Source organism: Ruegeria sp. AM5 (assembly GCF_056540645.1).
In genome coordinates this window covers 384079-407858 of record NZ_JBQFXC010000002.1, presented here as the reverse complement: position 1 = coordinate 407858, position 23780 = coordinate 384079, and the positions used below count along the sequence as shown (strand labels likewise).

Annotated in this window: 20 protein-coding genes and 1 pseudogene; 6 read left to right on the top strand and 15 right to left on the bottom strand. The window is 53.7% G+C overall.

Going from position 1 to position 23780, the window contains the following annotated elements; genetic code table 11:
* Window positions 1-167 precede the first annotated feature (167 nt).
* From ACR0AH_RS07785 to ACR0AH_RS07770, 4 genes are read right to left on the bottom strand one after another with little or no spacing between them, the layout of a single operon-like run.
* Window positions 168-905, bottom strand: a complete 738-nt coding sequence (locus ACR0AH_RS07785) for an SDR family oxidoreductase (RefSeq protein ID WP_480591169.1) — start codon at window positions 903-905, stop codon at window positions 168-170.
* Entirely contained in the window at window positions 902-2224 is a 1323-nt protein-coding gene (locus ACR0AH_RS07780) for an FAD-binding oxidoreductase (protein ID WP_480591167.1), read from the bottom strand. Before ACR0AH_RS07780 ends, ACR0AH_RS07785 begins: the two co-directional genes overlap by 4 nt.
* The gene (locus ACR0AH_RS07775) at window positions 2221-2637 is read right to left on the bottom strand and encodes a GtrA family protein (RefSeq protein WP_480439083.1); all 417 of its coding nucleotides are present in this window, start codon (window positions 2635-2637) and stop codon (window positions 2221-2223) included. Before ACR0AH_RS07775 ends, ACR0AH_RS07780 begins: the two co-directional genes overlap by 4 nt.
* Before the next feature lie 2 nt (window positions 2638-2639).
* Entirely contained in the window at window positions 2640-4079 is a 1440-nt protein-coding gene (locus ACR0AH_RS07770) for a UbiA family prenyltransferase (RefSeq protein WP_170732715.1), read from the bottom strand.
* Between the two features lie 672 nt (window positions 4080-4751).
* Here ACR0AH_RS07770 and ACR0AH_RS07765 point away from each other — a divergent pair.
* Window positions 4752-5332 (top strand): annotated as a pseudogene (locus tag ACR0AH_RS07765) (IS5 family transposase); the annotation flags it as partial.
* Between the two features lie 123 nt (window positions 5333-5455).
* Complete coding sequence (gene wecB / locus ACR0AH_RS07760; protein WP_170732714.1) at window positions 5456-6529, top strand: non-hydrolyzing UDP-N-acetylglucosamine 2-epimerase; 1074 nt, start codon at window positions 5456-5458, stop codon at window positions 6527-6529.
* On the opposite strand, the gene ACR0AH_RS07755 is transcribed toward wecB, so the two are convergent.
* Complete coding sequence (locus tag ACR0AH_RS07755; RefSeq protein ID WP_480591166.1) at window positions 6526-8028, bottom strand: glycosyltransferase family 4 protein; 1503 nt, start codon at window positions 8026-8028, stop codon at window positions 6526-6528. The two genes, wecB and ACR0AH_RS07755, sit on opposite strands and share 4 nt — an antisense overlap.
* A gap of 163 nt (window positions 8029-8191) precedes the next feature.
* Between ACR0AH_RS07755 and ACR0AH_RS07750 the strand changes: the two genes are divergently transcribed.
* Together ACR0AH_RS07750 and ACR0AH_RS07745 are read left to right on the top strand one after the other, a co-directional pair.
* Entirely contained in the window at window positions 8192-9145 is a 954-nt protein-coding gene (locus ACR0AH_RS07750; protein WP_170422763.1) for a Gfo/Idh/MocA family protein, read from the top strand.
* Window positions 9146-9377: 232 nt separating this feature from the next.
* Window positions 9378-10460, top strand: a complete 1083-nt coding sequence (locus tag ACR0AH_RS07745; protein WP_480591165.1) for a DegT/DnrJ/EryC1/StrS family aminotransferase — start codon at window positions 9378-9380, stop codon at window positions 10458-10460.
* A gap of 63 nt (window positions 10461-10523) precedes the next feature.
* Here the strand turns inward: ACR0AH_RS07745 and ACR0AH_RS07740 are convergent, their stop codons facing one another.
* The 5 genes from ACR0AH_RS07740 to ACR0AH_RS07720 all read right to left on the bottom strand — a co-directional run bounded on the left by ACR0AH_RS07740 (window position 10524) and on the right by ACR0AH_RS07720 (window position 15027).
* A complete protein-coding gene (locus ACR0AH_RS07740; RefSeq protein WP_170611609.1) occupies window positions 10524-11537 on the bottom strand; it encodes an NAD-dependent epimerase/dehydratase family protein in 1014 nt (337 codons plus the stop codon).
* 140 nt (window positions 11538-11677) lie between these two features.
* Window positions 11678-13126, bottom strand: coding sequence for a phosphonoacetaldehyde dehydrogenase (gene phnY, locus ACR0AH_RS07735; RefSeq protein WP_480591163.1), 1449 nt, complete (start codon window positions 13124-13126; stop codon window positions 11678-11680).
* Window positions 13127-13167: 41 nt separating this feature from the next.
* Window positions 13168-13503, bottom strand: coding sequence for a carboxymuconolactone decarboxylase family protein (locus tag ACR0AH_RS07730; RefSeq protein WP_170732709.1), 336 nt, complete (start codon window positions 13501-13503; stop codon window positions 13168-13170).
* Window positions 13504-13514: 11 nt separating this feature from the next.
* Window positions 13515-14276 (bottom strand): amino acid ABC transporter permease, encoded by a 762-nt coding sequence (locus ACR0AH_RS07725; protein ID WP_480591161.1) that lies wholly within the window; start codon window positions 14274-14276, stop codon window positions 13515-13517.
* A gap of 10 nt (window positions 14277-14286) precedes the next feature.
* Window positions 14287-15027 (bottom strand): amino acid ABC transporter ATP-binding protein, encoded by a 741-nt coding sequence (locus tag ACR0AH_RS07720; protein WP_480591160.1) that lies wholly within the window; start codon window positions 15025-15027, stop codon window positions 14287-14289.
* Window positions 15028-15148: 121 nt separating this feature from the next.
* Between ACR0AH_RS07720 and ACR0AH_RS07715 the strand changes: the two genes are divergently transcribed.
* Together ACR0AH_RS07715 and ACR0AH_RS07710 are read left to right on the top strand one after the other, a co-directional pair.
* Window positions 15149-15919 (top strand): transporter substrate-binding domain-containing protein, encoded by a 771-nt coding sequence (locus tag ACR0AH_RS07715; RefSeq protein WP_170393886.1) that lies wholly within the window; start codon window positions 15149-15151, stop codon window positions 15917-15919.
* Between the two features lie 45 nt (window positions 15920-15964).
* Window positions 15965-16702, top strand: coding sequence for a creatininase family protein (locus tag ACR0AH_RS07710; RefSeq protein ID WP_480591159.1), 738 nt, complete (start codon window positions 15965-15967; stop codon window positions 16700-16702).
* 31 nt (window positions 16703-16733) lie between these two features.
* Here ACR0AH_RS07710 and ACR0AH_RS07705 read toward each other — a convergent pair whose 3' ends face one another.
* From ACR0AH_RS07705 to ACR0AH_RS07685, 5 genes are all read right to left on the bottom strand, one after another.
* Window positions 16734-18446 (bottom strand): ABC transporter ATP-binding protein, encoded by a 1713-nt coding sequence (locus ACR0AH_RS07705; protein ID WP_480591157.1) that lies wholly within the window; start codon window positions 18444-18446, stop codon window positions 16734-16736.
* A gap of 4 nt (window positions 18447-18450) precedes the next feature.
* The gene (locus ACR0AH_RS07700) at window positions 18451-19401 is read right to left on the bottom strand and encodes an ABC transporter permease (RefSeq protein ID WP_170393891.1); all 951 of its coding nucleotides are present in this window, start codon (window positions 19399-19401) and stop codon (window positions 18451-18453) included.
* Window positions 19398-20375, bottom strand: coding sequence for an ABC transporter permease (locus ACR0AH_RS07695; protein ID WP_480591155.1), 978 nt, complete (start codon window positions 20373-20375; stop codon window positions 19398-19400). Before ACR0AH_RS07695 ends, ACR0AH_RS07700 begins: the two co-directional genes overlap by 4 nt.
* Before the next feature lie 88 nt (window positions 20376-20463).
* Entirely contained in the window at window positions 20464-22029 is a 1566-nt protein-coding gene (locus ACR0AH_RS07690) for an ABC transporter substrate-binding protein (protein WP_170393895.1), read from the bottom strand.
* 149 nt (window positions 22030-22178) lie between these two features.
* Complete coding sequence (locus tag ACR0AH_RS07685; RefSeq protein WP_170393897.1) at window positions 22179-23759, bottom strand: ABC transporter substrate-binding protein; 1581 nt, start codon at window positions 23757-23759, stop codon at window positions 22179-22181.
* Between the last annotated feature and the right edge of the window lie 21 nt (window positions 23760-23780).

Below are 23780 nucleotides of genomic sequence, written 5' to 3'. Positions count from 1 at the left end.
CCACAGTCTTTCAGTAATGTTCCGTCGAAACTCGCGCAGTCGCCTGATATTGAATTTTGCCTTAGAGTTTTCTTGCGATGTAAAAATATGCAAAATACCTTTTTCGGATAAAATGGAGCTGCGCGATAGATTGAGGGATCTCAACATTTTTTTTGCATATTTACTCTTCAGATTTTCATTTTTTTGAAGACTGTTTCCGGAATAAGGGTGATGATCATCATGATCAGCCTCCAAATCGAACGAACATAAATCACATTGCGTCCTTTGATCAGTGCGCGAGAAATGGCTTCTGCTACTTCTTCTGGCGCCGCAGTAAGACGTGCAGGCAGGTCCATGCCCTCTGTCATTCGCGTGGCCACAAAGCCTGGCAGAACCGTAAGAACATGGATATTCCGACGAGCCATGCGGTTACGCAGACCGGAAAGGAAGGCCGTGAATCCGGCTTTGGCCGAGCCGTAGACATAGTTGGTGGCACGCCCGCGCAAACCTGCAACAGAGCTGATACCAACGATTTTGCCCGAACCGCGTTGATCGAAGCGATTTGCCAAGACAGCCAGAATGCTGGCGGGCCCTTCATAGTTGGATCGCATGACTGTCACTGCAGCATCCACATCTTGTTCATTCTCTACTTGGTCACCCATTAGTCCAACCGCACAAACGGCGATCTGGGGGAGCTCGGGTAGATCGTCGACAAAACTTGCGTGAGTTTCTAATGCAAGAGCGTCAAAGGCGTGAAGAGTGACCTGTACATTATAACGCAAAAGCAAATCCTTCTGTGCCGTTTCAAATTGTGCGGGATCTCGCAGTGCGAGCTGTATTGGATGACCGCTTTTTGCGAATTCGTGGGCTATCGCAAGACCAATGTCGGATCGTGCCCCCAAGATCAGCACTGCACCTTTGCTCATAGTTTGAGCCTTTCTGATTGTTTTGAACGAAAACTGCTGCTTAGCCCGGCTTCATCGCGGTGGGCGGCGAAAGCAGCGGCGCGTGGATCAGAACGGTGCAAAGTATCGGCGGGCATTCGGCTGTCTTTAGCCAGATAGAACCGGCCGCCATGGTCCATCGTGATTTGGTCGAGCCGCAACATCAGCGAAAGCGTTCGCTGGTTTACCGGGAAATCGAGAGCCAATGTGTAGCCTAGCATTGGGAAAGAAAATGCGCTGTCTTGCTGGCCGAACCGCTTTAGCACCGCCAAGAAAGAGCCGGCCCCGGCGGCGGATGTGGCTTGAAGTAGCGCAGTTAGGCCGCGTTTGGAGTGCTCCAGAGGTAGCGCACATTGAAATTGCATTAGTCCTTTGCGCCCATAGATCTTGTTCCAGCCGAGGATAGCATCGAGTGGGTAGAAATAACTGTCCCAATCCACCAGTGTTTCGCCGCTTTCGCGAGAGCCATTCCAATAATAGAGCCCATTGAACCCTCGCACAGACAGTCTGTTTAACAGTCCTTGCGGAAAGTCGAACGGAATAGACAATTTCCTTTTCGTTGGAGTTTCGAAAGGATACCTCAACTTGTCCCCTGATAAATCGGCGCGCGTGGCGTGCTCCCCCAGCATCAAAAGAGAACGACCGAGTTTGTCATCCCGGCTTAGGCAGTCGATCCACGCTACCGAATAAGTTGCGTCCTGAGTTGCTTCAAATGCATCAAGCGCTGCATCTAGATTTGGCAACGGTCGCAAGGTTTGACGTATCCAGGCGCTTTCGACTGGGCGTAGACGAAGAGCTGCGCGCAAGATGATACCCGTAAGCCCCATTCCACCGGTGGTCCAGTTGAACAAATCTGCATTTTCCTGCGGCGAACAGCGCTCTATCCTACCTGCTGGTGTGACGACATCAAGCCAGTCCACAAAAGCGCCAATACTGCCCTCTTTGTGGTGGTTCTTTCCATGCACGTCTGCAGCGATCATGCCTCCGAGCGTGACAAATTTCGTCCCCGGTGTCACAGAAGGAAACCAACCTCGTGGGAGGAATGTTGATATCACATCAGCCAGCAATACACCCGCCTCGGCGACTAGAATGCCAGCCGACGCATCAAATGAGAGCATCCGATTGAAATGACGCATCGAAACGGTCTTATTCGATCCTATGGCGCTGTCCCCATAGGCACGGCCATTTCCACGGGCAATGACGGCATGCTCAGATACCAATGCAGACAATGCCGCCTCGTTCCGCGGAGCCTCGGAAGTGCCCTGATAGACGGGAAATCTGCCCCATCCTTCAAGCGTCATGCTGGTTTCGCTCTCTGCGAGTCTGTGAAGACAAATCGGCGATCTAAATGGTATTTAACCACATAACCAATTGTCAGGCCGATGATCGCTCCGATTTCTCTCATCAAGTTGGATTTCCAGATCACCCAGAACGTGGTTTCTGTTGCCCAGAAAATCAATGTCGTGACAATTCCCATGGTGGTATAGAGAGTAAATTTCCGACTGTGTGCGCGGATGCTGCGTGATGTATCGGCGAAGATCCAGCGCTTGTCTAGGAAGTACTTAATTAGAAGCCCCACAAGCGTGCCGCAAAAGACAGCAGATGCAAATCCCCAGGTTGACGAATTGATCGACAGTACCAAGCGTTGCATCCCCAAATTGGCTATGGTCGCCAAGACTGCGAAGACCGTATACCGAAATACTAGGACCTCCACACTCACAATACTGCACCTCCGATAACAAAGCTAACCATCAGGATAACGCAAATCTGGCTTGTGCGGTCACGTGCTGCAAACACAACTGGATCATCGTGCATTTGTCCTCGATGCGTTAGCATCGCTATCCGTGATATCCAATAAAACAAGATGCCGCAAATCGCTCCCAAAACTAGGGGTTCGGAGTAGAGAACCATCACGGAAGGAGAATTGATATAGAGCGCCATCACCAATATCGAAACGTAGCCGGAGGCAACTGACATCATTGAGACTACAGGCAAATCTTCGACCTGGTACCCCCTGCCTTCAGCCTTCAACTTGCCACGTGCTGCATTGTCGATTAGTTCGGCCTGCCGCTTGACGGCAGCCAATGAAAAAAAGAAGAATGAAGAAAATACTAGGAGCCATACCGATAGCGGAATGCCTGTGGCCACAGCCCCTGCGGTGATCCTCATCGTATACAGGGCGGCCAGCGTACAAATATCGATGATCATACGGCGCTTCAGCGATAGCGAATATGCCGTTGTAATGATGAAGTACACTGCCATAACAAATACAAAGGGCCAACCCAGGAGCGTGGCTATTCCCGTTCCCGCCCCCATAAGCACCACGAGCATCAGCGCGCCATGCGAAATGGGTAACGCACCTGATGCAAACGGTCTTTCTCGTTTACGCGGATGGGCTCGATCTGCGCGTAGATCCAGAAGGTCGTTCGTCACATACACGCTTGATGCGATTAGTGAAAACGCAACGAAAGCCCCGAGGCTATGTAATATCGCAGAAGCCGAAAAATCATGTGCCGCAAAGGCTGGTAAGAAAACGAGAATATTCTTCAGCCATTGATGTGGCCGGATCGCCCGTAGGTAAGAGCTAAAGCTAGTTTGACTAGTTTGGAGGTGTTCAACACGCGTATCAATCGAGTCGACGACTTTGCGCAGAGACGGTGAGACATTCACCGTAACTGCTTGGCTGGAATGTTCCCAGATGGGCAAATCCGCTGTCGCATCACCCATATAGGCATAACGCCCCGAACCGAAATGCTCCTCCAAGAAAGTGGCCTTGTTAGCCCCTTTGAGGTTCTGCTTTCCATTTGAGCCATGTACTTCGTCGAAGATATTAAGATACTTCGCGATGCAATCGGCAATTTTTTGATCGCTAGCAGTAACCAGGGCGGTTCGCCCTCCCGCTCTACGCCAACTCTCGATATATTCAATGACCTTCAAATCATAGGGGAGGGTTGACGAGTCGATATCTGCGTGCGCGGCCAGTTCGCGTTTTAGAGCTGATCTGCCCGCGCCCAACGCCTTTATTGCGCGAAACGGTGTGCGCCAGTTTGACGAGAAAGCTGCCCAGAAACTTTCGTGCAGCATATCTGATCTGAGCAGGGTGCCGTCGAGATCAACCACCAAGGTGTCTGGAGATGTGGTTTGCCGGTTTAACATAATACAGTCTTGCTCCAGACAGCATGAGGTTTCACGTTTGAAATCAACTCCTTGAAATCGGCAAAATATATTTGATTCAAGCCCGTGCAGCTATTTGCGATAATGAAGTGGGGGTGATTTAGATGCATTGCTAATCTCTGGCCAATTTGACGCTACAATGCGTAGGTGCCACTCGGGTTGCTTCTTCTGGCACCGGTTTATTGCAAAGCATCCGGTAGCTTCTTCTAGCTGGCAAAGTTACAAGCGCGTAGGCTCAGGTGTACTAATTTAACAAGTATCTTAGGCAATAATAAAATACTAGCAAGATAACTCCTCAAAGCTGTCTAAGTATCATTTGTGCGTCTAAGCTAAGCTCCCGCGGTGTCGCGAGAAACGTCGCATTTGACGCATGTATCAGCCAATAAAATTGGATCCGAAATCGGGCCCGAGTGAAGAATATGGCATATGGAAGCGCTACACCGACACAGAGTACCAGAAACAAGTACTCTATGCGTGGAAACGGGATTCGTCGTCGCATGGCCAAAAGGGCTGTTAGTGGTAGTATCAGGTTTATATAGCTGACAGCAGGATCGCCTCACGCGTATCAATTCTAGTGTCACGATGCATCGATTTTGTTAGCACTGTATATTTAGCAGCTCGGATAGCTGAGCTTTGATATGAGCGGTCCTTTCGACGCTCTGTAGCCGATGGAAACTTAGGAACGAGAAAGGCATCTTCGCGCGGATGATGGCTGGGCTCGCTGCCGAACACTGCAAGCAAAAGACTGTTATGATCGTGCAATCCATCCGAAATTGCACCATACCGCGACGAGTATGGCTGCCAAAATGGGATGTGGTCGTCTGATTGGTCAAACCAAGGGCGGTATGAACACCAAGCTGCGTGCGATCTGCGATAGCTAGTGGCTACCGGTCAATCTGCTTGTCACCGCCGGACAATTCAGCGACGACGTTGGTGCACACTCGCTGCTTGGCAGCTTTCCTAATTCGAATGGCAGTTCGGGGATCGCGGCTACGATGCTGACTGGACCCGAGAAGCGTTGTGAGACGAGGGGGCACGTGCCTGCATTTCGGGTCGAAAGCAACGCAAGACCCCAGTCAAATATGCCAAAACGCAGATACGAGCGGTGAAACCGCATCGAGATCGTGTTCGGCGGGCTAAAGGGCTGCAGGCGCTTGGCGACGCGCTTCAAGCGCTGTCCAGAGGTCTGTCCCTTTACCATTGCTCTCGTGGCGGCCGTCATCTGTTGGTTATGAAGGTTGACCCTACTGTTAAGTTAATCTGAACCCGCGTCAGTAAATCAGTCACGAGATATCACGTGGAATTTATACTGGCCGTGTGTTAGCGCGGTTTTAGGCAATTATTTATTTGGAGCTACCGTGAAAATCGCAGTTGTAGTTGGCGCGCGCCCTCAGTTTATTAAATTGGCTCCGGTGAGCAGAGCACTTCGTTCCATGCCGGGAGTAACAGAGGTGCTGATTCACACAGGACAGCACTATGACGATTCGATGTCTAAGATTTTTTTCGACGAACTAGAAATTGCAAAACCCGACATCAACCTATCGGTGAACTCAGGCAGTCATGGTGCCATGACAGGACTGATGATGCAGAAACTTGAACCCGTCATTCAAGAACATGAACCAGATGCGCTCCTTGTTTTTGGAGATACGAATTCAACATTGGCTGGTGCATTGGTCGCCTCAAAACTTCATATCCCGGTGGCGCACGTAGAGGCCGGGCTGCGCTCATTTAATCGAAAGATGCCCGAAGAAACGAACCGAGTTCTAACGGATCACGTTTCCGACCTTCTGTTCACGACTTCCAGCGACGCTGTGGAAAATCTGCGAAGAGAAAGCATTTCGGAGAGCAAAATTTTTGAAGTCGGTGACGTGATGTTCGACGCAGCACTACACTTCGGTGAAAAGGCCAAGCAGAAATCAACAATTTTGGCTGACATTGGGTTAGACGCAAACGGATTCATACTTGCGACGATCCATAGAGCTGAAAATACGGATTCGCCAGAAACGTTAACAAACATTGTTGATGGTCTGGAGGCGGTTGCAAAACAACATCCGGTTGTCTTGCCATTGCATCCACGTACTGCCGCAAGGATAAAAGGAATCGGTCGTAAATTCGAACATGTCCAAACGATAGACCCAGTCGGTTACTTGGATATGGTCGCTCTAGAAAGCAATGCGGTGCTGGTTGCTACGGACTCTGGCGGAGTGCAGAAAGAAGCGTATTTCTACGGCGTCCCTTGCGTAACTCTTAGAACGGAAACAGAATGGGTTGAGCTTGTTGAAAGCGGCTGGAATCGTATCGTTTCGCCCATAGAAGGGGATATCGAGGATGGTATCCTAAGTGCGATAGGGACTAGCGGAAATCAGATAGAAATCTATGGTGATGGAACCGCTTCGCAACAAATCGCACAGATACTTGCCGCGCGAGTTTAAATACCTTCATAGAGCGCCGCCAACTTCTTGGCTTGCGCAGGCCAGCTGTAGGTCTCCCAAAGCTTCCTTCTGTTGTCGACGCTTAACGTAAAGCGTTCGGGATGGTCCAAGACATCCCGAATAGCTTCAGCAATGCTCTGAGGATCTGTTTCGTCCATTGCTCGTCCGAAACCGAGAGACTCCGCAAACCGACGCATCTCTGGAAGATCTGAAACACATATTGGTACGCCAGCAAATGCGGCTTCAAAAAGCTTGTTAGGCATTGCGTAGCGGTGATTGAGCGATACGTTCTGAAACGGGCATATAGCGAGGTCTGCTGTACTAATTGCGACTGGTACATCTGGAGCTGCCACAGGTGGAAGCAAGGTAACGCGATCATCCACACCTAGGTCATGAGCGACACTCATGAACCACTTGTCGTTTCGGAGGTGCCGTGGGCCCATCGAAGCTAACTTGACTTCGGGAAGATGAACCAAAGCCTCAAGAACTTTATCTAACCCACGATGTGACATTTGAATGCCACCAGTAAAAATAATCAAGGGCGCCCCGTCAGCAACGTTTGCCTGAGCACGGATAGAAAGCTGATCCAACGCCTTTTCTTTACGACTATCCATGTAGTCGACATCTATCTCTGGAGCATTGAGGATAAGTGTCGGACTATCTTTGAAGCGTTTGGCATACAAATCTGCGATGGACGAAGATACGGTGATCATATAATCGACGAAGGGGAGGCAATCGTCTTCTAGGTTTTCTGCAAAGTTCGATCCATTCGACGGATTCTTTGTAGCGCGCGCGGGCTCATACTCATGGGCGTCATAAACAAGTTTTGCGTTGAACTGCTTGGCAAGTACGACGCCTGCAGGGAGACAATAAATATCATGAGCGTGGATGACATCAGGGACCTCATCAAATTTAAGGTGGCAAAGGTTTTCTGCGTAAATCAATGATTCCAACTGATAGAGTTTAAAGAAATTTTCTCTGACTTTTCGGGCCATCAACATAAATGACTTGAGGTTTTTCGGGCCTTTTCCGAATCCAAGTCCAAGCCGTGTTTTCCAAAGCAGTCGCTTGTGTACGAGTTTTCTAGCCCGCCTTTCATCACCGCCGAAGTTTTTATAGTACATCGGGTCAAGCTTTTGGACGTCTTCGTCCGTGAGGAAAGTCTTCAACCAGGTTTTCAAAGAATTCAGCTGAATAGCGGATTCGACATACGGTACGACACGTTGCTCGACTTGAGCGGACGTGCGCTCCATAAACGAGAAACGTTTAAGCAATTTTTCAGTGATGTTGTCACAAGACTGCCAGTTGAATCGAGTGATCCGAATGCCATCGGTGCTGTCTTCTTGCGGCAAGCCCCCTGGCCAGTCGCAGAAGATATGTACGTTATGGCCCGCTGCATGAAGTGCGCGCGCTTCTTTAAGAACGCGCGCATCCGCCGTTATCTCGTGGTAGGTAAGACAGAATACGGTTTTTTGAGATTTGGGGCGGGTGTCTGACATCGGTCGAAGATCAATCTAGCTCTGACAATTCCGAACCGCTCTAACAGAGGTTGATCGGGGTTTCCAGCTTGATTGGTGATGCTTGAAATGCCTTCCACTATTGACTTCCCAAAGAATTTCTTGGAAGCGCTGTAGCACAATTTGAGCACTTGGGACGCACCGAATGAGCAACTTTGCATTAATAGGAACCGCAGGATACATCGCGCCGCGCCACATGAAGGCGATAACGGATACCGGAAACACGTTGTTGGCTGCTCTGGACACAAGCGACTCCGTTGGAATTATCGATAGCCACTTCCCCGATGCACATTTTTTCACAGAGTTTGAGCGTTTTGATCGCTATGTTGACATGTTACGTCGCAGCGAAGCGGGCAAAATTGATTATGTCTCGATCTGCTCGCCGAATTACCTCCATGACAGCCACATGCGGTTTGCATTGCGTTCTGGCGCCGATGCGATCTGTGAGAAGCCGCTGGTGTTGAACCCAGAGGATATTGATGGCCTGGAAGCGATTGAGCAAGCGACTGGACAGACCGTAAACACGATCCTGCAGTTGCGCGTACATCCCTCGATCATTGCTCTTAGGGACAAGATTCGAAACAGCCCCAAGGATACCAAGTACGAGGTCGATCTGACTTACATCACGTCCCGTGGACGTTGGTATCTGGAGAGCTGGAAAGGGGATGTCCGCAAATCTGGCGGTATTGCCACCAACATCGGCGTGCATTTCTTTGACATGCTGCACTTCCTCTTCGGAGATCTTCAGGCGAACCATGTGCATCTCAATGCCCCGACCAAGGCAGCGGGCTATCTTGAGTTTGAACACGCCCGGTGCCGTTGGTTCTTGTCGCTGGACGTAAATGACGTTCCGGCAGAGGCGCGAGAAACCGGAGCCAGAACCTATCGCTCCATCACTATTGATGGGGAAGAGATCGAATTCTCGGGCGGATTTGCCGACTTGCACACGCGAAGCTACGAAGAGATTCTGAACGGGAACGGGTTTGGATTGAATGAAAACCGGCCTGCAATTGCGATGGTCAGCCATATCCGCAACGCCTCGATCGAAGCAAGCAAAGGTGAGCAGCATCCGAAGCTGATGAGCAGCACGGTACTCTGATCAAACGGATCGTCTGCATGTTGTCCCACCACCCATGACGTTTTTGGCACTGGGCAATACAGGGAAACGGTCCGCCCAGTTATTAGTACTGCGGTAATCCGTGCCAAACAGACCCGGTGTATTAAGTCTTTGCCGACGAATAGACATGGTCGAGCGGTGCCGGATTATGTATGGGAAACTGCAGAGGTACAGCTTGCAGAAATTCCTCAAGAACCAATAGGGCGTTTTAGCGATGCAATTTATTGACCTGGCGGAACAACAGAAACGTATCAAGGATCAGCTTGATGCTGGCATTGCCAATGTGTTGGCGCATGGAAAGTACATTCTTGGCCCAGAAGTGGCTGAACTAGAGGCACGGCTGACTGCCTTCACGGGAGCTAAACATTGCATCACCTGCGCCAATGGAACGGATGCATTGCAAATTGCCTTGATGGCGCTTGAGGTTGGGCCGGGGGATGAGGTCATCACGCCCGGATTTTCATATATCGCCACGGCTGAAGCCGTCAGATTGCTGGGCGCAAAGCCGGTTTATGTCGATATTGACCAGACTAGTTATAACCTTGATCCCAACAAGCTTGACGCTGCGATCACACCCCGGACAAAGGCAATTATACCGGTGTCGCTGTATGGCCAACCTGCTGATTTCGAACGAATTAACGAGGTAGCTGTGGCAAACGGCTTACCTGTCATCGAGGATGCTGCTCAGAGCTTTGGCGGATCGTTGCGTGGCAAACGGTCAGGAAACCTATCAACGATTTCCTGCACCAGCTTTTTCCCATCGAAACCCCTTGGCTGCTACGGCGATGGTGGTGCTATCTTCACCTCGGACGATGATCTGAGCATCATTCTTCGCCAGATAGCCCGGCACGGGCAGGACCGGCGTTATCACCATATCAGGGTTGGCGTTAACAGCCGTCTGGACACATTGCAGGCTGCGATCCTGCTGTGCAAGCTGGATATTTTCGAGGATGAACTTGTCCTGCGAGACTCCGTCGCGGACCGTTACAAAGTGCTACTGAAGGAAACCAATATCGCCGCTCCGACGCTGATGGAGGGCGCGACCAGCGCCTGGGCGCAGTACACGATACGCGTGGACAATCGTGAGGATGTGCAAGCTAAGCTCAAAGACGCCGGGGTTCCGACCGCCGTGCATTATCCACTGCCGTTGAACAAGCAACCAGCTGTTTCTGACCCAAATGCCGACTTGCCTGTTGGCGATCAGGCCGCCGCAACAGTGATTAGCCTGCCGATGCACCCGTATCTGCAGGAGAATTCGCAAGAGCAGATAATCGAGGCACTGAAAAAAGCGATCTGAACGCGCTGACGGTTTAATCGGTGCTGGGGCCGGCGAATTCAGGTTTAGGCAGGTTCGCAGGTTCTATTTACCGTAATATGCGCGATACCAGTCCACGAAGGCCTGTATGCCGTCCCTGATTTCGGTTTTTGGGCGATAACCGGTCAGGCGGTGCAGCAGATCGGCATTGGCCCAAGTTGCAGGCACATCGCCCAACTGCATCTCCATATAGTTTCGGATCGCGGGTTTGCCGAGGCTTTCTTCGATGGCGTCGATGAAATCCAACAAACGCACTTTGTCTGAATTTCCAATGTTCACTATGCGATAGGGAGCGACCGGGCTCAGGCTGTCACCTTCGGCGATGTCTTCGGGGGCTTTGGGGCGAACAGGCACAACGTCGATCAGCAGAGAGATTGCGCGCACCAGGTCATCCACATAGGTGAAATCACGATACATGTCGCCGTGGTTGTAGATGTCTATCGGGCGGTCGTTGAGGATAGCGTCCGTGAATTTGAAGAAAGCAAGGTCCGGGCGCCCCCAAGGACCGTAGACTGTGAAGAAGCGGAACATTGTCGTCGGAATATCCCAAAGATGGGCATAGGAATGCCCCATCGCTTCATTTGCCTTTTTGGTGGCTGCGTACATAGTGAGTTGATGATCTGCTTTTTCGCACTCGTCGAAGGGCATGTCAGGATTTGCCCCGTAGATCGACGAAGTCGAAGCCATCAGCAGATGCCGCACTTTGTGCCGCCGCGCAGCTTCCATCACGTTGAACGTCCCGACAACATTGCTTTCGACATAGGCGCGCGGGTTTTCCAGGCTATATCGGACGCCAGCTTGCGCTGCGAGATGGATGATCACGTCCGGTTCAAAAGCATCAGCGATCTGGTCGAACTTGGCGGTATCTTCCAGCATCCCTTCATCGCACGAAAAATTTGGGTTCTCCAGCAACAGCGCATGTCGGCTCTGTTTGAGGCGGACATCGTAATAATCAGTCATCCCGTCAAAGCCATGAACCCGGCAACCGTTCTCAAGCAAAAGTTTGGCAAGATGGAATCCGATAAATCCGGCAGTACCTGTGATCAGAACCTTTTGCATGAGGTATTTCCTTGTTTCGGGGCATCGCGCGTGCGTTCGAAGGCACATATGACGCCAAGAGCCGAAGGGCTCAAGCGGTCATTTCTTGGCTGAGCGAGCATGCATCACTGGTGGTGTGCATTGCAATCTTCAACAAGCCTTCAACCGGGCCAAGGAAGCGAGTAGGTTTTGACATTCGTAAAGAACCTGATGGCCTCGATGACCCCTTCTTTGACACCATTGCCCGAATCCTTGATGCCGCCAAAGGGGGACATTTCGATACGGTATCCGGGTTGTTCCCAGATATTGCAGGTGCCCACGTTCAGCCCATTGATATAGGCAATTGCGCGGTTCAGGTCATTTGTACATACCCCCGACGACAGGCCGTACACAGTAGAGTTCGAGATGCGCATGACCTCGTCATCGTCGTCGGGCACGCGAATGATGGGAATAATGGGGCCGAAAGTTTCCTCCATCACTAACGCAGAGTCGTGGGGAACGTCGTCGACCACGATCGGCGGCAGCAGCGCGCCCTGACGTCCGGGGTGGTAAAGGACTTGTGCTCCCGCTTTCTGGGCCAAGTGAACACGATCTTCGAAAAGCTTGGCCGCTTCCTCGTGGATCACGCAACCCAGCTCGGTCTCAGGATCCTGCGGATCTCCGAACCTGATCTTTTTGGCCTTCTCCAGCACCAAAGGCACAAAGGTGTCCGCGACACTCTCTTGCACCAGTATTCGCTTGATCGCAGTGCAGCGTTGTCCCGAATTGCCGGTGGCCCCGGCTACGGCGATCGTTGCGGCCCTGTCTAGATCGGCATCGTTGAGGTCATTCAGAACAATCAGTGGATCGTTACCGCCCAACTCCAGCGCCTGACGTTTGTAAACCGCCTTCTCTGCGATCATCTTGCCCACGGGAGCACCACCGGTGAAGGTTATGATGTCGATGTTCTCATTGACGATCATCTCATTCCCAATGTCCTGTGGCCAGCCAGTGACCACCTGAAACATCTCAGGCGGCAGGCCTGCCTCATAAAGGATATCGGCCAGCGTCAGGCAGGTCAGAGGCGTCAACTCGGTCGGTTTGCAGACCATGCAGTTATTGGTGGCGATCGACGGAGCAACCTTGTGGCTGACCATGTTGAGTGGATGGTTGAATGGAGTGATCGCGCTGATTGCGGTCACAGGCTCGCGCATCGTGAAAATCTTGCGGGCTTTACCGTTTTGGGTCAGATCGCACGCAAAGATTTCGCCATCATCCTTCAGTGCCTCGGCCGCTGCAAATTGAAAGACATCCTGCGCGCGCTTGGTCTCGTAGATCGCGTGTTGATGGCAGATGCCAAGCTCAAGCACCAGCCATTTGGTGAGGTAATCGCGACGTTCACCAATCAGCTCTCCAGCCCGTTGCAGGATTTGGCTGCGTTCATAGCGGGTCAGTTCGGGCTTGTAGTGGGCCGCAATTTCGAGGGCGCGGCGCGCGTGTTCAGCCTGCCCTGCGGGCACATGGCCCACGACCTCATTGGTATAGGGGTAGTGAACCGGGATGGTCTCAGCGGTAATGATGATCTTGCCACCAATTCGCATCCCTTCATTACGGATTTCGGTGACTGCCATGGCAAGAACCATCCAATGAAATCGGACCGCGTACCGGTCTATTACTCTGAAAACACATCAAACGCCTTCAACGCCTTGGCGCTGTAGGCGTAAGACGGGCCGCCGCCCATATAGGTGGCCATAGCCAGCGCTTCGCACAGCTCTTCGCGGGTAGCACCCAGCCGCACCAATGAGCGGATATGGAAGCCGATGCAGCTGTCGCAGCGCGTCGCGATGGCAATCCCCAACGCCATGAATTCCTTTGTCTTTTCACTCAGCGCACCATCTGTTTTGGCGGCCTTACCCATGATGCCAAAACCACGGACGGTTTCGGGCACTTCTTTCGAGAATGCACCAATATTGGCCTCGGTCTCGGCCATGAAGTCTTTCCAGTCCATTTCTCTGCTCCTTATCCGCGCTCATCTGCACCCATCCGGCGCTCGAGCCAACGCACACCGGCGCTGATGATCAGTACCAGCACCAGATACTCGAAGATCAACAAGGTATAGATCTCAAGCGGGCGGTATTCCGTCACTACCAGCTCATTCGCACGGCGTGTCAGTTCTTGCATGCCGATGACGCTGGCGAAAGCGCTCATCTTCACAATGTAGATAAATTGGTTGGCCAGCGGCGGCAGAATGCGCCGGATCGCTTGCGGCAGGATCACATAGCGCATGGTCTGAAAATAGTTCAGGCCAATCGTTTGCGCCGCCTCGCTTTGCCCTTTTGCGATAGATTGTATACCGGCACGGTAGATCTCGGCGGTAAAGGCGCTGTCCGATATCGCAAGGGTGATAATTGCGCCCCAGAAGGGTTCGATTGGGATGTCCATACCCATCGACTGAAAGACAATCGGCAACCCGTAGAACACCCAAAACAGCATAGGCAACAGAGGGATCGAGCGGACAAATTCGACATATACCCGGTTTACCAGCCGCCAGCCGCGCTTTTCCGACAGACCCGGCAGGGCAACCAGCAATCCAATGACAATCGACAAAATCGCCGCAATCAGCGAAATCTGAATGGTCGCACCCATGCCCGAAATTAGGAATTTTACATTGGTCCAGCCTGAAGCCGTGGTTGGGTCAATGACGTACCAACCCCAGGTCTGTGAGGACGAACAGCCCGTGATCAGCAAGAAAAGGGGAAGGAAGAGAAGTGATTTTTTCATCGGACCCAACTCAATGCTGCAGAATTTGGCTCAGGAATTTCTGACACCGCTCAGACTTTGGATTGGTGAAGAAATGCTCGGGCTTACCTTGTTCGACAATCTCGCCTGCGTCCATGAACACCATGTTGTCGGCCACTTTTCGGGCAAATCCCATCTCATGGGTCACCACAACCATGGTCATGCCTTCCTCGGCAAGTTCGACCATCACGTCGAGCACCTCGGAGATCATCTCAGGGTCGAGCGCCGAGGTGGGTTCGTCGAACAAAAGGACCCGGGGTTCCATGCAAAGCGAACGGGCGATTGCCACTCGCTGCTGCTGTCCACCCGAAAGCTGTATCGGGCGCTTGTCGGCCTGATCGGGTATATGAACACGTTCGAGGTAGTGGCGCGCTTTGTCTTCGGCTTCTTTTCGGCTCAACCCGCGGGCCTTGATCGGACCAAGGGTCAGGTTTTCCAGCACTGTTAGATGCGGGAACAGATTGAATTGCTGGAACACCATACCAACTTCTGAGCGGATGGTGGCTGCAGATTTGGCATCATCGTTCAGTTCGACCCCATCGATGCGGATGGTGCCCTTTTGATGTTTCTCAAGCTGATTGATGCATCTTACGACCGTTGATTTACCCGATCCGGATGGGCCGCAGATCACAACCTTTTCACCACTTTTGACTGTCAGGTTGATGTTCTTGAGCACGTGAAATGTGCCAAACCACTTGTCTACGTCGACAAGCTCGATCGCTGCGTTTGGCATCTGCTGGCCCACTTGTGATTACTATGAGTTAATTAGTTGCTTGAGGTTATCTTTTTCTTTACGCTTAAATCAAGAAGCAATGTCGTGATAAAAAGACTAACGCCACCAACGGGAGAACCACATGAAACGTTTTGTTAAAGTCGCGGCTGCGGCTGCGCTCGGTCTTGTGATCAGCGGCGCTGCGCAAGCACAGTCGGCTCTGAATGAAATTTTGGATGACGGCGTGCTGAAAGTGGGGACAACCGGTGACTGGAACCCGATGTCACTGCGCGACCCGGCGACTAACAGCTATAAAGGCTATGATATCGACATCATGAACGCGCTGGCCGCTGATCTGGGTGTTGAGGTCGAATATGTGCCCACCGACTGGAAAACATTGGTCAATGGTGTGGTAGCGGGGAAGTACCACATCACCGGTTCGGCTTCTATCTCACCTCCGCGCATGAAAGTTGCAGGGTTTTCCGACAGTTACATCGCGGTTGAGTTGTTTCCTTACACAACCAAGGAAAAGGCCGACAAATTTGATGGCTACGACTCGATCAACAAGCCAGACGTGAAGGTTGCTACTACCCTGGGCACCACCTTTGAAAAGCGCGTGCGCGAATGGTTCCCCGATGCGGATATCAAAGTGGTCGAAGCTCCAGCGCGTGGTTTTCAGGAGGTCTTGGCCGGTCGTGCAGATGTGTTCATAACCTCGAATATCGAGGGATCGACCCTTGAAGCAAAGTTCCCGGTCGTCCGCGTCAAGAATGCCGGGCCGCGTTCTCCTTCTCCCATCGCGATGCTGTTGCCGCAAAGTGATCAGGTCTGGATCAACTATGTGAACAACTGGATTGAAGTGAAAAAAGCCCAAGGCTTCTTTGACGAAAACCGGGAACGCTGGGGTCTCTGATCAGAGGCCCTAGTAACTGGAGCGCCTGCGAGAGTTTTCAAAGTCATGAAACTTGAGCACATGACATGGTACGAGGTTGACACTCGTATCAATGCCGGTGCGGCCGTGTTGCTGCCGGTTGGATCGACCGAGCAGCACGGCCCGATGGGTCGCATTGGCACCGACACGATTTGCGCCGAGGCTGTCGCACTCGCTGCCGCCATGCAATGCGAGGGTATCGTCGCTCCGGCGCTGGCCTACACGCCAGCGCCTTTCAACGTGGGATTTCCCGGAACGGTGTCTATTTCAGCCGAAACCTTTCGCACCATCGCAGATGAGGTGATCCGGGGGCTCTTGGAGCAAGGTTTCGTTGGAGTGTTCATAGTGAATGGGCACGGGGCCAATCTGGCGCCTCTTCGGCAGATCGAAAGCGAAATTGCCGGTGGTCAATTGCTGATCCGTAGCTGGTGGGAGCCGAACGCAGTGAATGTTCTGCGACAGCAGCTCTATGGAGATTGGGAAGGGATGCACGCCACCCCCTCGGAGATTGCCATAACCCAGTCTTTGCTTGGACCATTGCCTGCCAATCAGGCCGCTGAGCCGCCCCAGAAACTCAGCGCCGAATACATCCGGGATCACGCAGGTGATCGCCATGGTCCACCCGACGAGCATCGCGCGGACTTCCCGGATGGCCGCGTTGGATCGCATTCAGCTTTGGCCAATCCTCAGGATGGCGAGCGTCTGCTGGCGATAGCAGCTGCGGCTATCGCTGCCGAGTTCCGGGCATTCGAACAAGGCTTCTAGTCACGGAGCGCCTGCAACGGGTGTCGCGGCCTTATTCTGCTTCGACCCCAAGCCCGTCAGTCGACAGGTCATCGAGTTTTGGCATCAACCGCAACAGTTCTTGCGCGTATTCGGTATTCGGACTGGCAAACAGATCGCTGGTGTCCTGAACCTCGACGATTTGTCCCTGTTTCATGACCGCAACTCGGTCACACATCTGGCGCACCACCGGTAGGTCGTGGCTAATGAACAGCATGGTCAGGCCCAGATGCTCTTGCAGGTCTTTCAGGATGTTCAATATCTGCGCCTGGATCGAAACGTCGAGCGCGCTTGTGGGCTCATCGCAGATCAGGAACCGGGGTTGTGTCGCCAATGCGCGGGCAATCGAAATACGCTGGCGCTGACCGCCCGAGAACTCATGTGGATATTTCAGCCCGGCCTCTGACCCCAACCCCACTTGATCCAGCAATTCGTCCACGCGGCGCTTGACGTCGGCACCTTCCATCAGGCGGTGATGGCGGATCGGCTCCGCCACAATTTCATCCACCCGCATACGCGGATTGAGAGACGAGTAGGGGTCCTGAAAGATCATCTGGATGTTTTTGCGGTACTCTTCCTGCACCGTACGATTACTCAGATCGCTTACCAGTTGCCCGTCAAAGGTTATGGTACCACCATCCACAGGATAGAGCCCCGCAATCATCCGCGCGACGGTGGACTTGCCCGATCCGGACTCACCGACAACCCCAAAGACCTCACCTGCGCGAATGTCAAAGCTGACGTTGTCGACAGCGGTGAAGTAGGTACGATCCCAAGGCAGTAATCCACGCTTTTGCAGGAATTTCTTGGTCAGATCGCGGATTTCAAAGATCGGTTTGCTGGCGTCGTTATCCACCTTGGGCCAGTGGCGTGCCATATCCTCGATCGCGAAACGCGTTTCACGCCCGCCATAGCTGATCTGAGGGAAGCGATGCAGTTTCAGCGTCGGGCGTGGTACGGCGGCGATCAGGGACTTGGTGTATTCGTGTTGCGGCTGGCCCATCACCTGTGCCGTGGTGCCGCTTTCAACCACCTTGCCCGCATACATCACGGTCACGCGGTCAGTTGTATCGGCGATCACGCCCATGTCATGGGTGATCAGGATGACACCCACCTGACGCTCTTGTGCCAGTTCCTTGATCAGGTCCAAAATCTGGGCCTGAACCGAAACATCCAAAGCCGTCGTGGGTTCATCGGCGATGATCACATCCGGTTCGGTGCAAAGTGCCAGAGCAATCACTACGCGTTGCCGCATGCCGCCCGAGAACTGGTGCGGGTACTGATCCAGCCGAGTATCCGGGTCTGGGATGCCAACGCGGTCGATCAAATCACGGGCGCGCTTGCTTGCTTCGGCCTCGGAACCACCCAGATGGGTCTGGATCGTCTCGACCAGTTGTTCGCGCACTGTAAATAGCGGGTTCAGCGACGTAAGCGGGTCTTGAAAGATCATCGAGATCTTCTTGCCGCGCAGCCCGCGCATCGCCTCGGCATCGATGCCGCTGACCTTATCGCCGCCCAGCTTAATCTGGCCGCTGGCAATGCGACCTGGGCGTTCCAGAAGGCCCATCACGGCAGCGCCGATGGTGGATTTACCTGCCCCGGATTCGCCCACAAGTCCGTGGATTTCGCCGGGTTCTACAGAAAGGCTGGCGTGGTCCACTGCGGTAAACAGCTGGCGGCGGGTCGGGAATTCGACGGTGAGGTCTTGGATGGTCAGAAGGCTCATGAAATCACCGCAGTTTTGGGTTCAGCGCGTCGCGCAGCCAGTCGCCCAACAAGTTGACCGACAGGGCGAGGGCCAGAAGCGTGCAGGCCGGGAAGAACAAAATCCACCATTCGCCCGAGAACAAGAAACCTTGCCCGATCCGGATTAGTGTTCCCAGCGACGGCTGGGTCGGGGGGGCGCCCACACCCAGAAAACTCAATGTGGCCTCAGCAATGATTGCCAGCGCCAGCGAGATGGTCGCAATAACAAGAACAGGGCTAAGGACATTGGGTAGGATGTGACGGAACATGATCGGGAACGATCCACGCCCGATCAGGCGCGCGGCTTGTACATATTCCTTGTTTTTCTCAACCAGAGCAGCACCACGGACGACGCGTGCGAACTGCACCCAGTCCGACAACGCAATTGCGATGATGAGAACATAGATTGCCATCTCATCGCGGTATTCCGGCGGAGTGATCCCTTTGGCGATCCCAAAGATTAGCATCGCGACCAGAATGGCCGGGAACGTCAGCTGCACGTCTGCGATACGCATGATCAGCGTCTCGATCCAACCTCCGAAATACGCAGCGATCAGACCGAGGATCACGCCGATGATCAAGGCAAGAAGCACAGCAGAGGCACCTACGAACAATGAAATGCGCAACCCGTAGAGGATGGTCGAGAACACATCGCGCCCTTGGTCATCTGTGCCTAGCAAAAAGGTCTCTTGCGTAAACGCATTGGGCGTACCTGGTGGTGTGAACCCGTTCATCAGGTTCAGTGTTGCTGGATCGAACGGGTTATATGGCGCGATCAGCGGGGCAAAGATCGCCGCCAGCACCAGAATGACCACGACCAAAGATGCGATCATGGCTACGGGAGAGTGCCGGAACGACCAAGCGAAATCGCTATCCCAGAACTTGGCCGTGCGCGATTTAGGCGCGACTTTCGGGGTTTCCATCGTTTCGGTCATGTGGTCCTCGCGTCGACACGCAGGCGCGGGTCAATGGCATAGTACAGAAGGTCGACAATCAGGTTGATTGTCACGAACATCACCGAGATCAGCATCAGATAGGCAGCCATAACGGGGATATCCACGAACTGGATCGCGTTAATGAACAGCAGTCCCACGCCCGGCCATTGGAACACCGTTTCGGTGATGATGGCAAAAGCGATGATCGACCCCAGCTGCAGGCCCGTGATGGTGATCACTGGCACAAGAGTGTTCTTCAGCGCGTGGCGGAAATTGATCACCCGGTCCGACAGCCCTCGGGCGCGGGCAAAGCGGACATAGTCAGCGCGCAGAACCTCCAGCATCTCGGACCGGACAAGCCGCATAATCAGTGTCATTTGATAGAGGCCCAGCGTGATTGCAGGCAATATCAACGCCTTGAGCCCCGAGGTCGTCAGAAACCCGGTGGACCAACTGCCAATCATAACCGTCTCGCCCCTCCCGAAACTGGGCAGTAAGTCAAGTTCAACCGAGAAAACATAGATCAGTAGGATACCTATGAGGAACGTCGGCAGCGAAACCCCGATCAAGGAAACGGTCATGATCACATTGGCAGCGATCCCTTGTCGTCGGATTGCAGTAAAGACACCGAGGGCAATGCCCATCGTGATCGCAAGAAAGCCGGACACAAAGGCCAATTCCAACGTCGCCGGGGCGCGTTCCACCAGGATGGTCGAGACCGGTCGCCCCTGGCGATAAGACACACCGAAATTGCCCTGAACAGCGCCTTGCAGGAACTTGGCGTATTGCACAACAAAGGGTTGGTCCAACCCAAGTTCGGTCCGTAGTCGGTCAATGTCGGCCTGCGTGCGCTCCTGCCCCAGCATGTTGTCGATCGGGTCGCCAACAAATCGGAACATCGAAAAGGCGACCAACCCCACGACCAACAGCACTATGACGGACTGGAACATCCGTCTGACGATATATGCGAACATATGTTTCCCTCGTAGATCGGTCTCTCTAGGCCGACCTTGACCAGATGGTCAAGAGAGTGCTGTCAACTCAACGCGACGTTGCCGCCGATCAATTCACATTCACCCAACGCAGCAGGAAGAAGTTGTCCGGACGCTGCGTGACCTCGACATTGCTGCGCGTGCCCCAAACCAGCGGCTGGACATACATCGGCACATAAACGTGTTCGTCCTGATAGATTTGGGTAACCTCGTCCAGCATCGCCTGACGCTTGGCCTCATCCAGTTCTGACTGGATCATCGGCAACAGCTCATCGACACGTGCATTCGAGAAGCCGCCGAAGTTCCAGCTACCCAGCTTTTTCTCTTCGTTGGGGGTTGCGACAAGGAACCGGACCGGATGCTCGGCGTCGAACGTACCGGGGCTCCAGCCCAGCAGGTACATGTCGTAATTATCTTCGCGCAGTTCCGGCCAATAGTTCCGCACTGGCATCGCGTCCAGCTCGGCGGTGATCCCGATCTGAGCCAGCATACCAACGACGGCCTGACAGACGGCCTCGTCATTAAGGTAGCGGTCATTGGGGCATTTCAGGCCAAATGAGAAACCATCTGCATATCCGGCCTCGGCCAGCAGCGCCTTTGCCGATTCCACATCAAACGCGGGGCGTCCGGCGTTGGCTTCGGAAAACCCGCTCATGGCTGGGCTGACGAGCTGCGATGCGGGCTCGGCATTTCCGCGCATGATCGTGGCCAGAATGGCGTCGACATTCACCGCTTGCGCAACTGCCTGCCGCACGCGCGCGTCACGGAACGGGTTGGGTTTGCCCGCATCGTCTGTGTATTTCAGCGTGTCAGCCTCGTGGTCGAAGCCCAGCATGATCACGCGCGCCTCAATGCCCTGGATGACATCGACCTCTGCGTTCTGCTGCAGCCGTGCGACGTCCTGAATGGGGACCGGGTTGATCATGTCCACATCGCCCGATAGCAGCGCCGCTACGGCCGTGGCAGGATTCTGGATCGGATTAAATTCCGCGCGAGTGATGTTGTGTTCAACATCCCCCCACCAGCCTTCATAAGGTTCCAACACGGTCTTAAGACCCGGCTCGCGCTCGGTCACCTTGAATGCGCCGGTGCCGTTGGCGTTGATGGTGGCGTAGTTTCCGGTTTCTTTGTCGGGGACCACGGCGTCGTTGGCCTCAGTCCAGTCTTGATCCATGATCATCCAGTTGGCAATCGATGACGGAAACAGCGGGTTAGGTGCTGTGGTCATGATATCAACGGTGTAGTCATCAACTACAATGACGTCACTGACAGGAGCGAACCAACTGCGCGTGTCCGCCGCCTCACCCGAGGCGCGTTGGTAGCTGAACAGCACATCTTGCGCGTCAAAGCTGCTTCCGTCGTGAAAGGTCACGCCCTGACGCAGATTGAACCGCCATCCTTCGCCGTCGCCGATCGGCTCCCAACTGACAGCCAACGCGGGCTCAACGCTCATATCCTTTCCGCGGCGGACCAGCCCTTCGTAGACGTTGTTCAGGAACCCGAGAACTGGGGCCGAGTTGACCGCGTGAGGGTCCATCGTCTGCGGATCGGTGGTCGAGGCCCACTTAAATTCGGCCGCCTGTGCGGCGCTTGCAAGCAACATGGTCAGGCCGATTGCACTGTTTCTGAGGATCATGGCGAAATCTCCCTGTTAGCGCTGAAACAATCCAGCTTTTTCGCTGCCACGTAAAGCCGTTCCTGCGCCGAGATCACATGTCCGTTACCGACGGCGCAAACAAGAACAGGGCGCGTTTCCGCGCCCTGCATACCATCACAAAGGATAGTTTAGTTCATCTCAAAGTACTTGATCTTCGGTGAATCTTCCGGCTCGACGATGGTGCCCACGCCCGATTTCATGCCCCAGTTCAGCACCTGATGGTGGATCGGGATATAAAGCTGTTCGTCCTGAACAACCTGCCAGATATCACCGATCTGCTGATCACGTGCGGGCAGATCAGTTTCAGAGGCAAGGGCCACGATTTTGGCATCCAGATCCGGGTTGGAATAGCGTGTGCCATTCCACGAGCCGTACTTTTCGCCCTTCGAATGGACGAGGAAGTTGAAGATGTACTCCGAGTCATAAGTCGGAACACCCCAGCCCAGCATGTAGAAATCTGTTTCTAGGTTGTTGATCAACGGGAAATGCTGGGCTTTCGGTTTGGCGTCCAGGTTAACTGTGACGCCGATCTGGGCCAGCATTCCAACCGCTGCCTGACAGATCGCCTCATCATTGATGTAGCGGTCATTCGGGCAGTTCAGGGTCAGCGAGAATCCATCAGGATAGCCTGCTTCGGCCATCAACGCCTTGGCCCCTTCGATATCGGTTGACGAGGACGCATCCATATCTGCATCCCAACCATTCACAAACGGAGGTGAGATCATGCCAGCAGGAGCAGACTGACCACGCATCACGACCTGTTTGATCGCATCACGATTGATCGCTTTTGACATCGCCTGTCGAACGCGGACATCAGCCAGCGGGTTCTTACCATCCACATTGTCCGAGGTCAGATCAGCATCGCCCATGTTCATGCCAAAGAAAATTACCCGGTTCTGCGGCGCGGTGCGTACGTCCAGACCATCGGTTCCGGCTACACGCTCGAGGTCCTGTACGGGCACGTCCTGAATGAAATCAACCTCACCCGAAAGCAGCGCGGCAACACGGGTCGCGGCGTTCTGGATCGGGGTATAGATGATCTCGGTTACCTGCAGCGGGAACTCATCCTTGCCCCAATAGCCGTCATAGGCTGCCAGGACGGTTTTCACGTCGGGCTCGCGGCTGACCAGCTTGTAGGGACCTGTGCCATTGGCGTTCTTGGCCGCAAACGTGTCTTCGCCGCCCTCATAGTCCTGAACCTTGACGGCGTTGTTTGCCTCGGCCCAACCTTTGTCCATCATGAACATGTTGGTCAGGTTGTTGGGCATGATCGGGTTCGGGCCGTCAGTTTCGATCTCGATCGTGAACTTGTCGGGCGCACGCACCTCTTTCACAGAGGCCAACAGTTCCTTGTAATCCGAATCCGGCGTCATCGCGCGGTTCAGCGAAAACACGACATCCTCGCTGTCGAACTCGGCACCGTCGTGGAAGGTAACGCCCTCGCGCAGTTTGAACACCCAGACATTCGGATTTTCTTCCGATGGTGCCCATTCGGTCGCCAGAGATGGAACCAGTGCACCTGAGTGATCACGCATCACCAGCGTTTCCATGATCTGGTGCGCCATGGCCGAGGTCGGGCCTTCGTTTTGCGCATGCGGGTCCAGCGTAAGCGCGTCACCTGCACGGGCCCATCGCAGCGTCTCCGCCGAAGCGCCCGCCGCGATCATCGCCGTTGCACTGGCGGCAAGCATCAGAGTTTTGAATGACATAAGTCGTCTCCCCATTTTTTG

What these genes read in the sequence shown, in the direction of transcription:
- ACR0AH_RS07740 (WP_170611609.1), bottom strand. Translation starts at nt 11,537, where the DNA reads ATGCAAAAGGTTCTGATCACAGGTACTGCCGGATTTATCGGATTCCAT.
- ACR0AH_RS07730 (WP_170732709.1), bottom strand. Translation starts at nt 13,503, where the DNA reads ATGGACTGGAAAGACTTCATGGCCGAGACCGAGGCCAATATTGGTGCA.
- ACR0AH_RS07755 (WP_480591166.1), bottom strand. Translation starts at nt 8,028, where the DNA reads ATGTCAGACACCCGCCCCAAATCTCAAAAAACCGTATTCTGTCTTACC.
- ACR0AH_RS07745 (WP_480591165.1), top strand. Translation starts at nt 9,378, where the DNA reads ATGCAATTTATTGACCTGGCGGAACAACAGAAACGTATCAAGGATCAG.
- ACR0AH_RS07715 (WP_170393886.1), top strand. Translation starts at nt 15,149, where the DNA reads ATGAAACGTTTTGTTAAAGTCGCGGCTGCGGCTGCGCTCGGTCTTGTG.
- ACR0AH_RS07785 (WP_480591169.1), bottom strand. Translation starts at nt 905, where the DNA reads ATGAGCAAAGGTGCAGTGCTGATCTTGGGGGCACGATCCGACATTGGT.
- ACR0AH_RS07685 (WP_170393897.1), bottom strand. Translation starts at nt 23,759, where the DNA reads ATGTCATTCAAAACTCTGATGCTTGCCGCCAGTGCAACGGCGATGATC.
- ACR0AH_RS07720 (WP_480591160.1), bottom strand. Translation starts at nt 15,027, where the DNA reads ATGCCAAACGCAGCGATCGAGCTTGTCGACGTAGACAAGTGGTTTGGC.
- ACR0AH_RS07750 (WP_170422763.1), top strand. Translation starts at nt 8,192, where the DNA reads ATGAGCAACTTTGCATTAATAGGAACCGCAGGATACATCGCGCCGCGC.
- ACR0AH_RS07725 (WP_480591161.1), bottom strand. Translation starts at nt 14,276, where the DNA reads ATGAAAAAATCACTTCTCTTCCTTCCCCTTTTCTTGCTGATCACGGGC.
- ACR0AH_RS07770 (WP_170732715.1), bottom strand. Translation starts at nt 4,079, where the DNA reads ATGTTAAACCGGCAAACCACATCTCCAGACACCTTGGTGGTTGATCTC.
- ACR0AH_RS07710 (WP_480591159.1), top strand. Translation starts at nt 15,965, where the DNA reads ATGAAACTTGAGCACATGACATGGTACGAGGTTGACACTCGTATCAAT.
- ACR0AH_RS07695 (WP_480591155.1), bottom strand. Translation starts at nt 20,375, where the DNA reads ATGTTCGCATATATCGTCAGACGGATGTTCCAGTCCGTCATAGTGCTG.
- ACR0AH_RS07705 (WP_480591157.1), bottom strand. Translation starts at nt 18,446, where the DNA reads ATGAGCCTTCTGACCATCCAAGACCTCACCGTCGAATTCCCGACCCGC.
- ACR0AH_RS07690 (WP_170393895.1), bottom strand. Translation starts at nt 22,029, where the DNA reads ATGATCCTCAGAAACAGTGCAATCGGCCTGACCATGTTGCTTGCAAGC.
- ACR0AH_RS07700 (WP_170393891.1), bottom strand. Translation starts at nt 19,401, where the DNA reads ATGACCGAAACGATGGAAACCCCGAAAGTCGCGCCTAAATCGCGCACG.
- phnY (WP_480591163.1), bottom strand. Translation starts at nt 13,126, where the DNA reads ATGGCAGTCACCGAAATCCGTAATGAAGGGATGCGAATTGGTGGCAAG.
- ACR0AH_RS07780 (WP_480591167.1), bottom strand. Translation starts at nt 2,224, where the DNA reads ATGACGCTTGAAGGATGGGGCAGATTTCCCGTCTATCAGGGCACTTCC.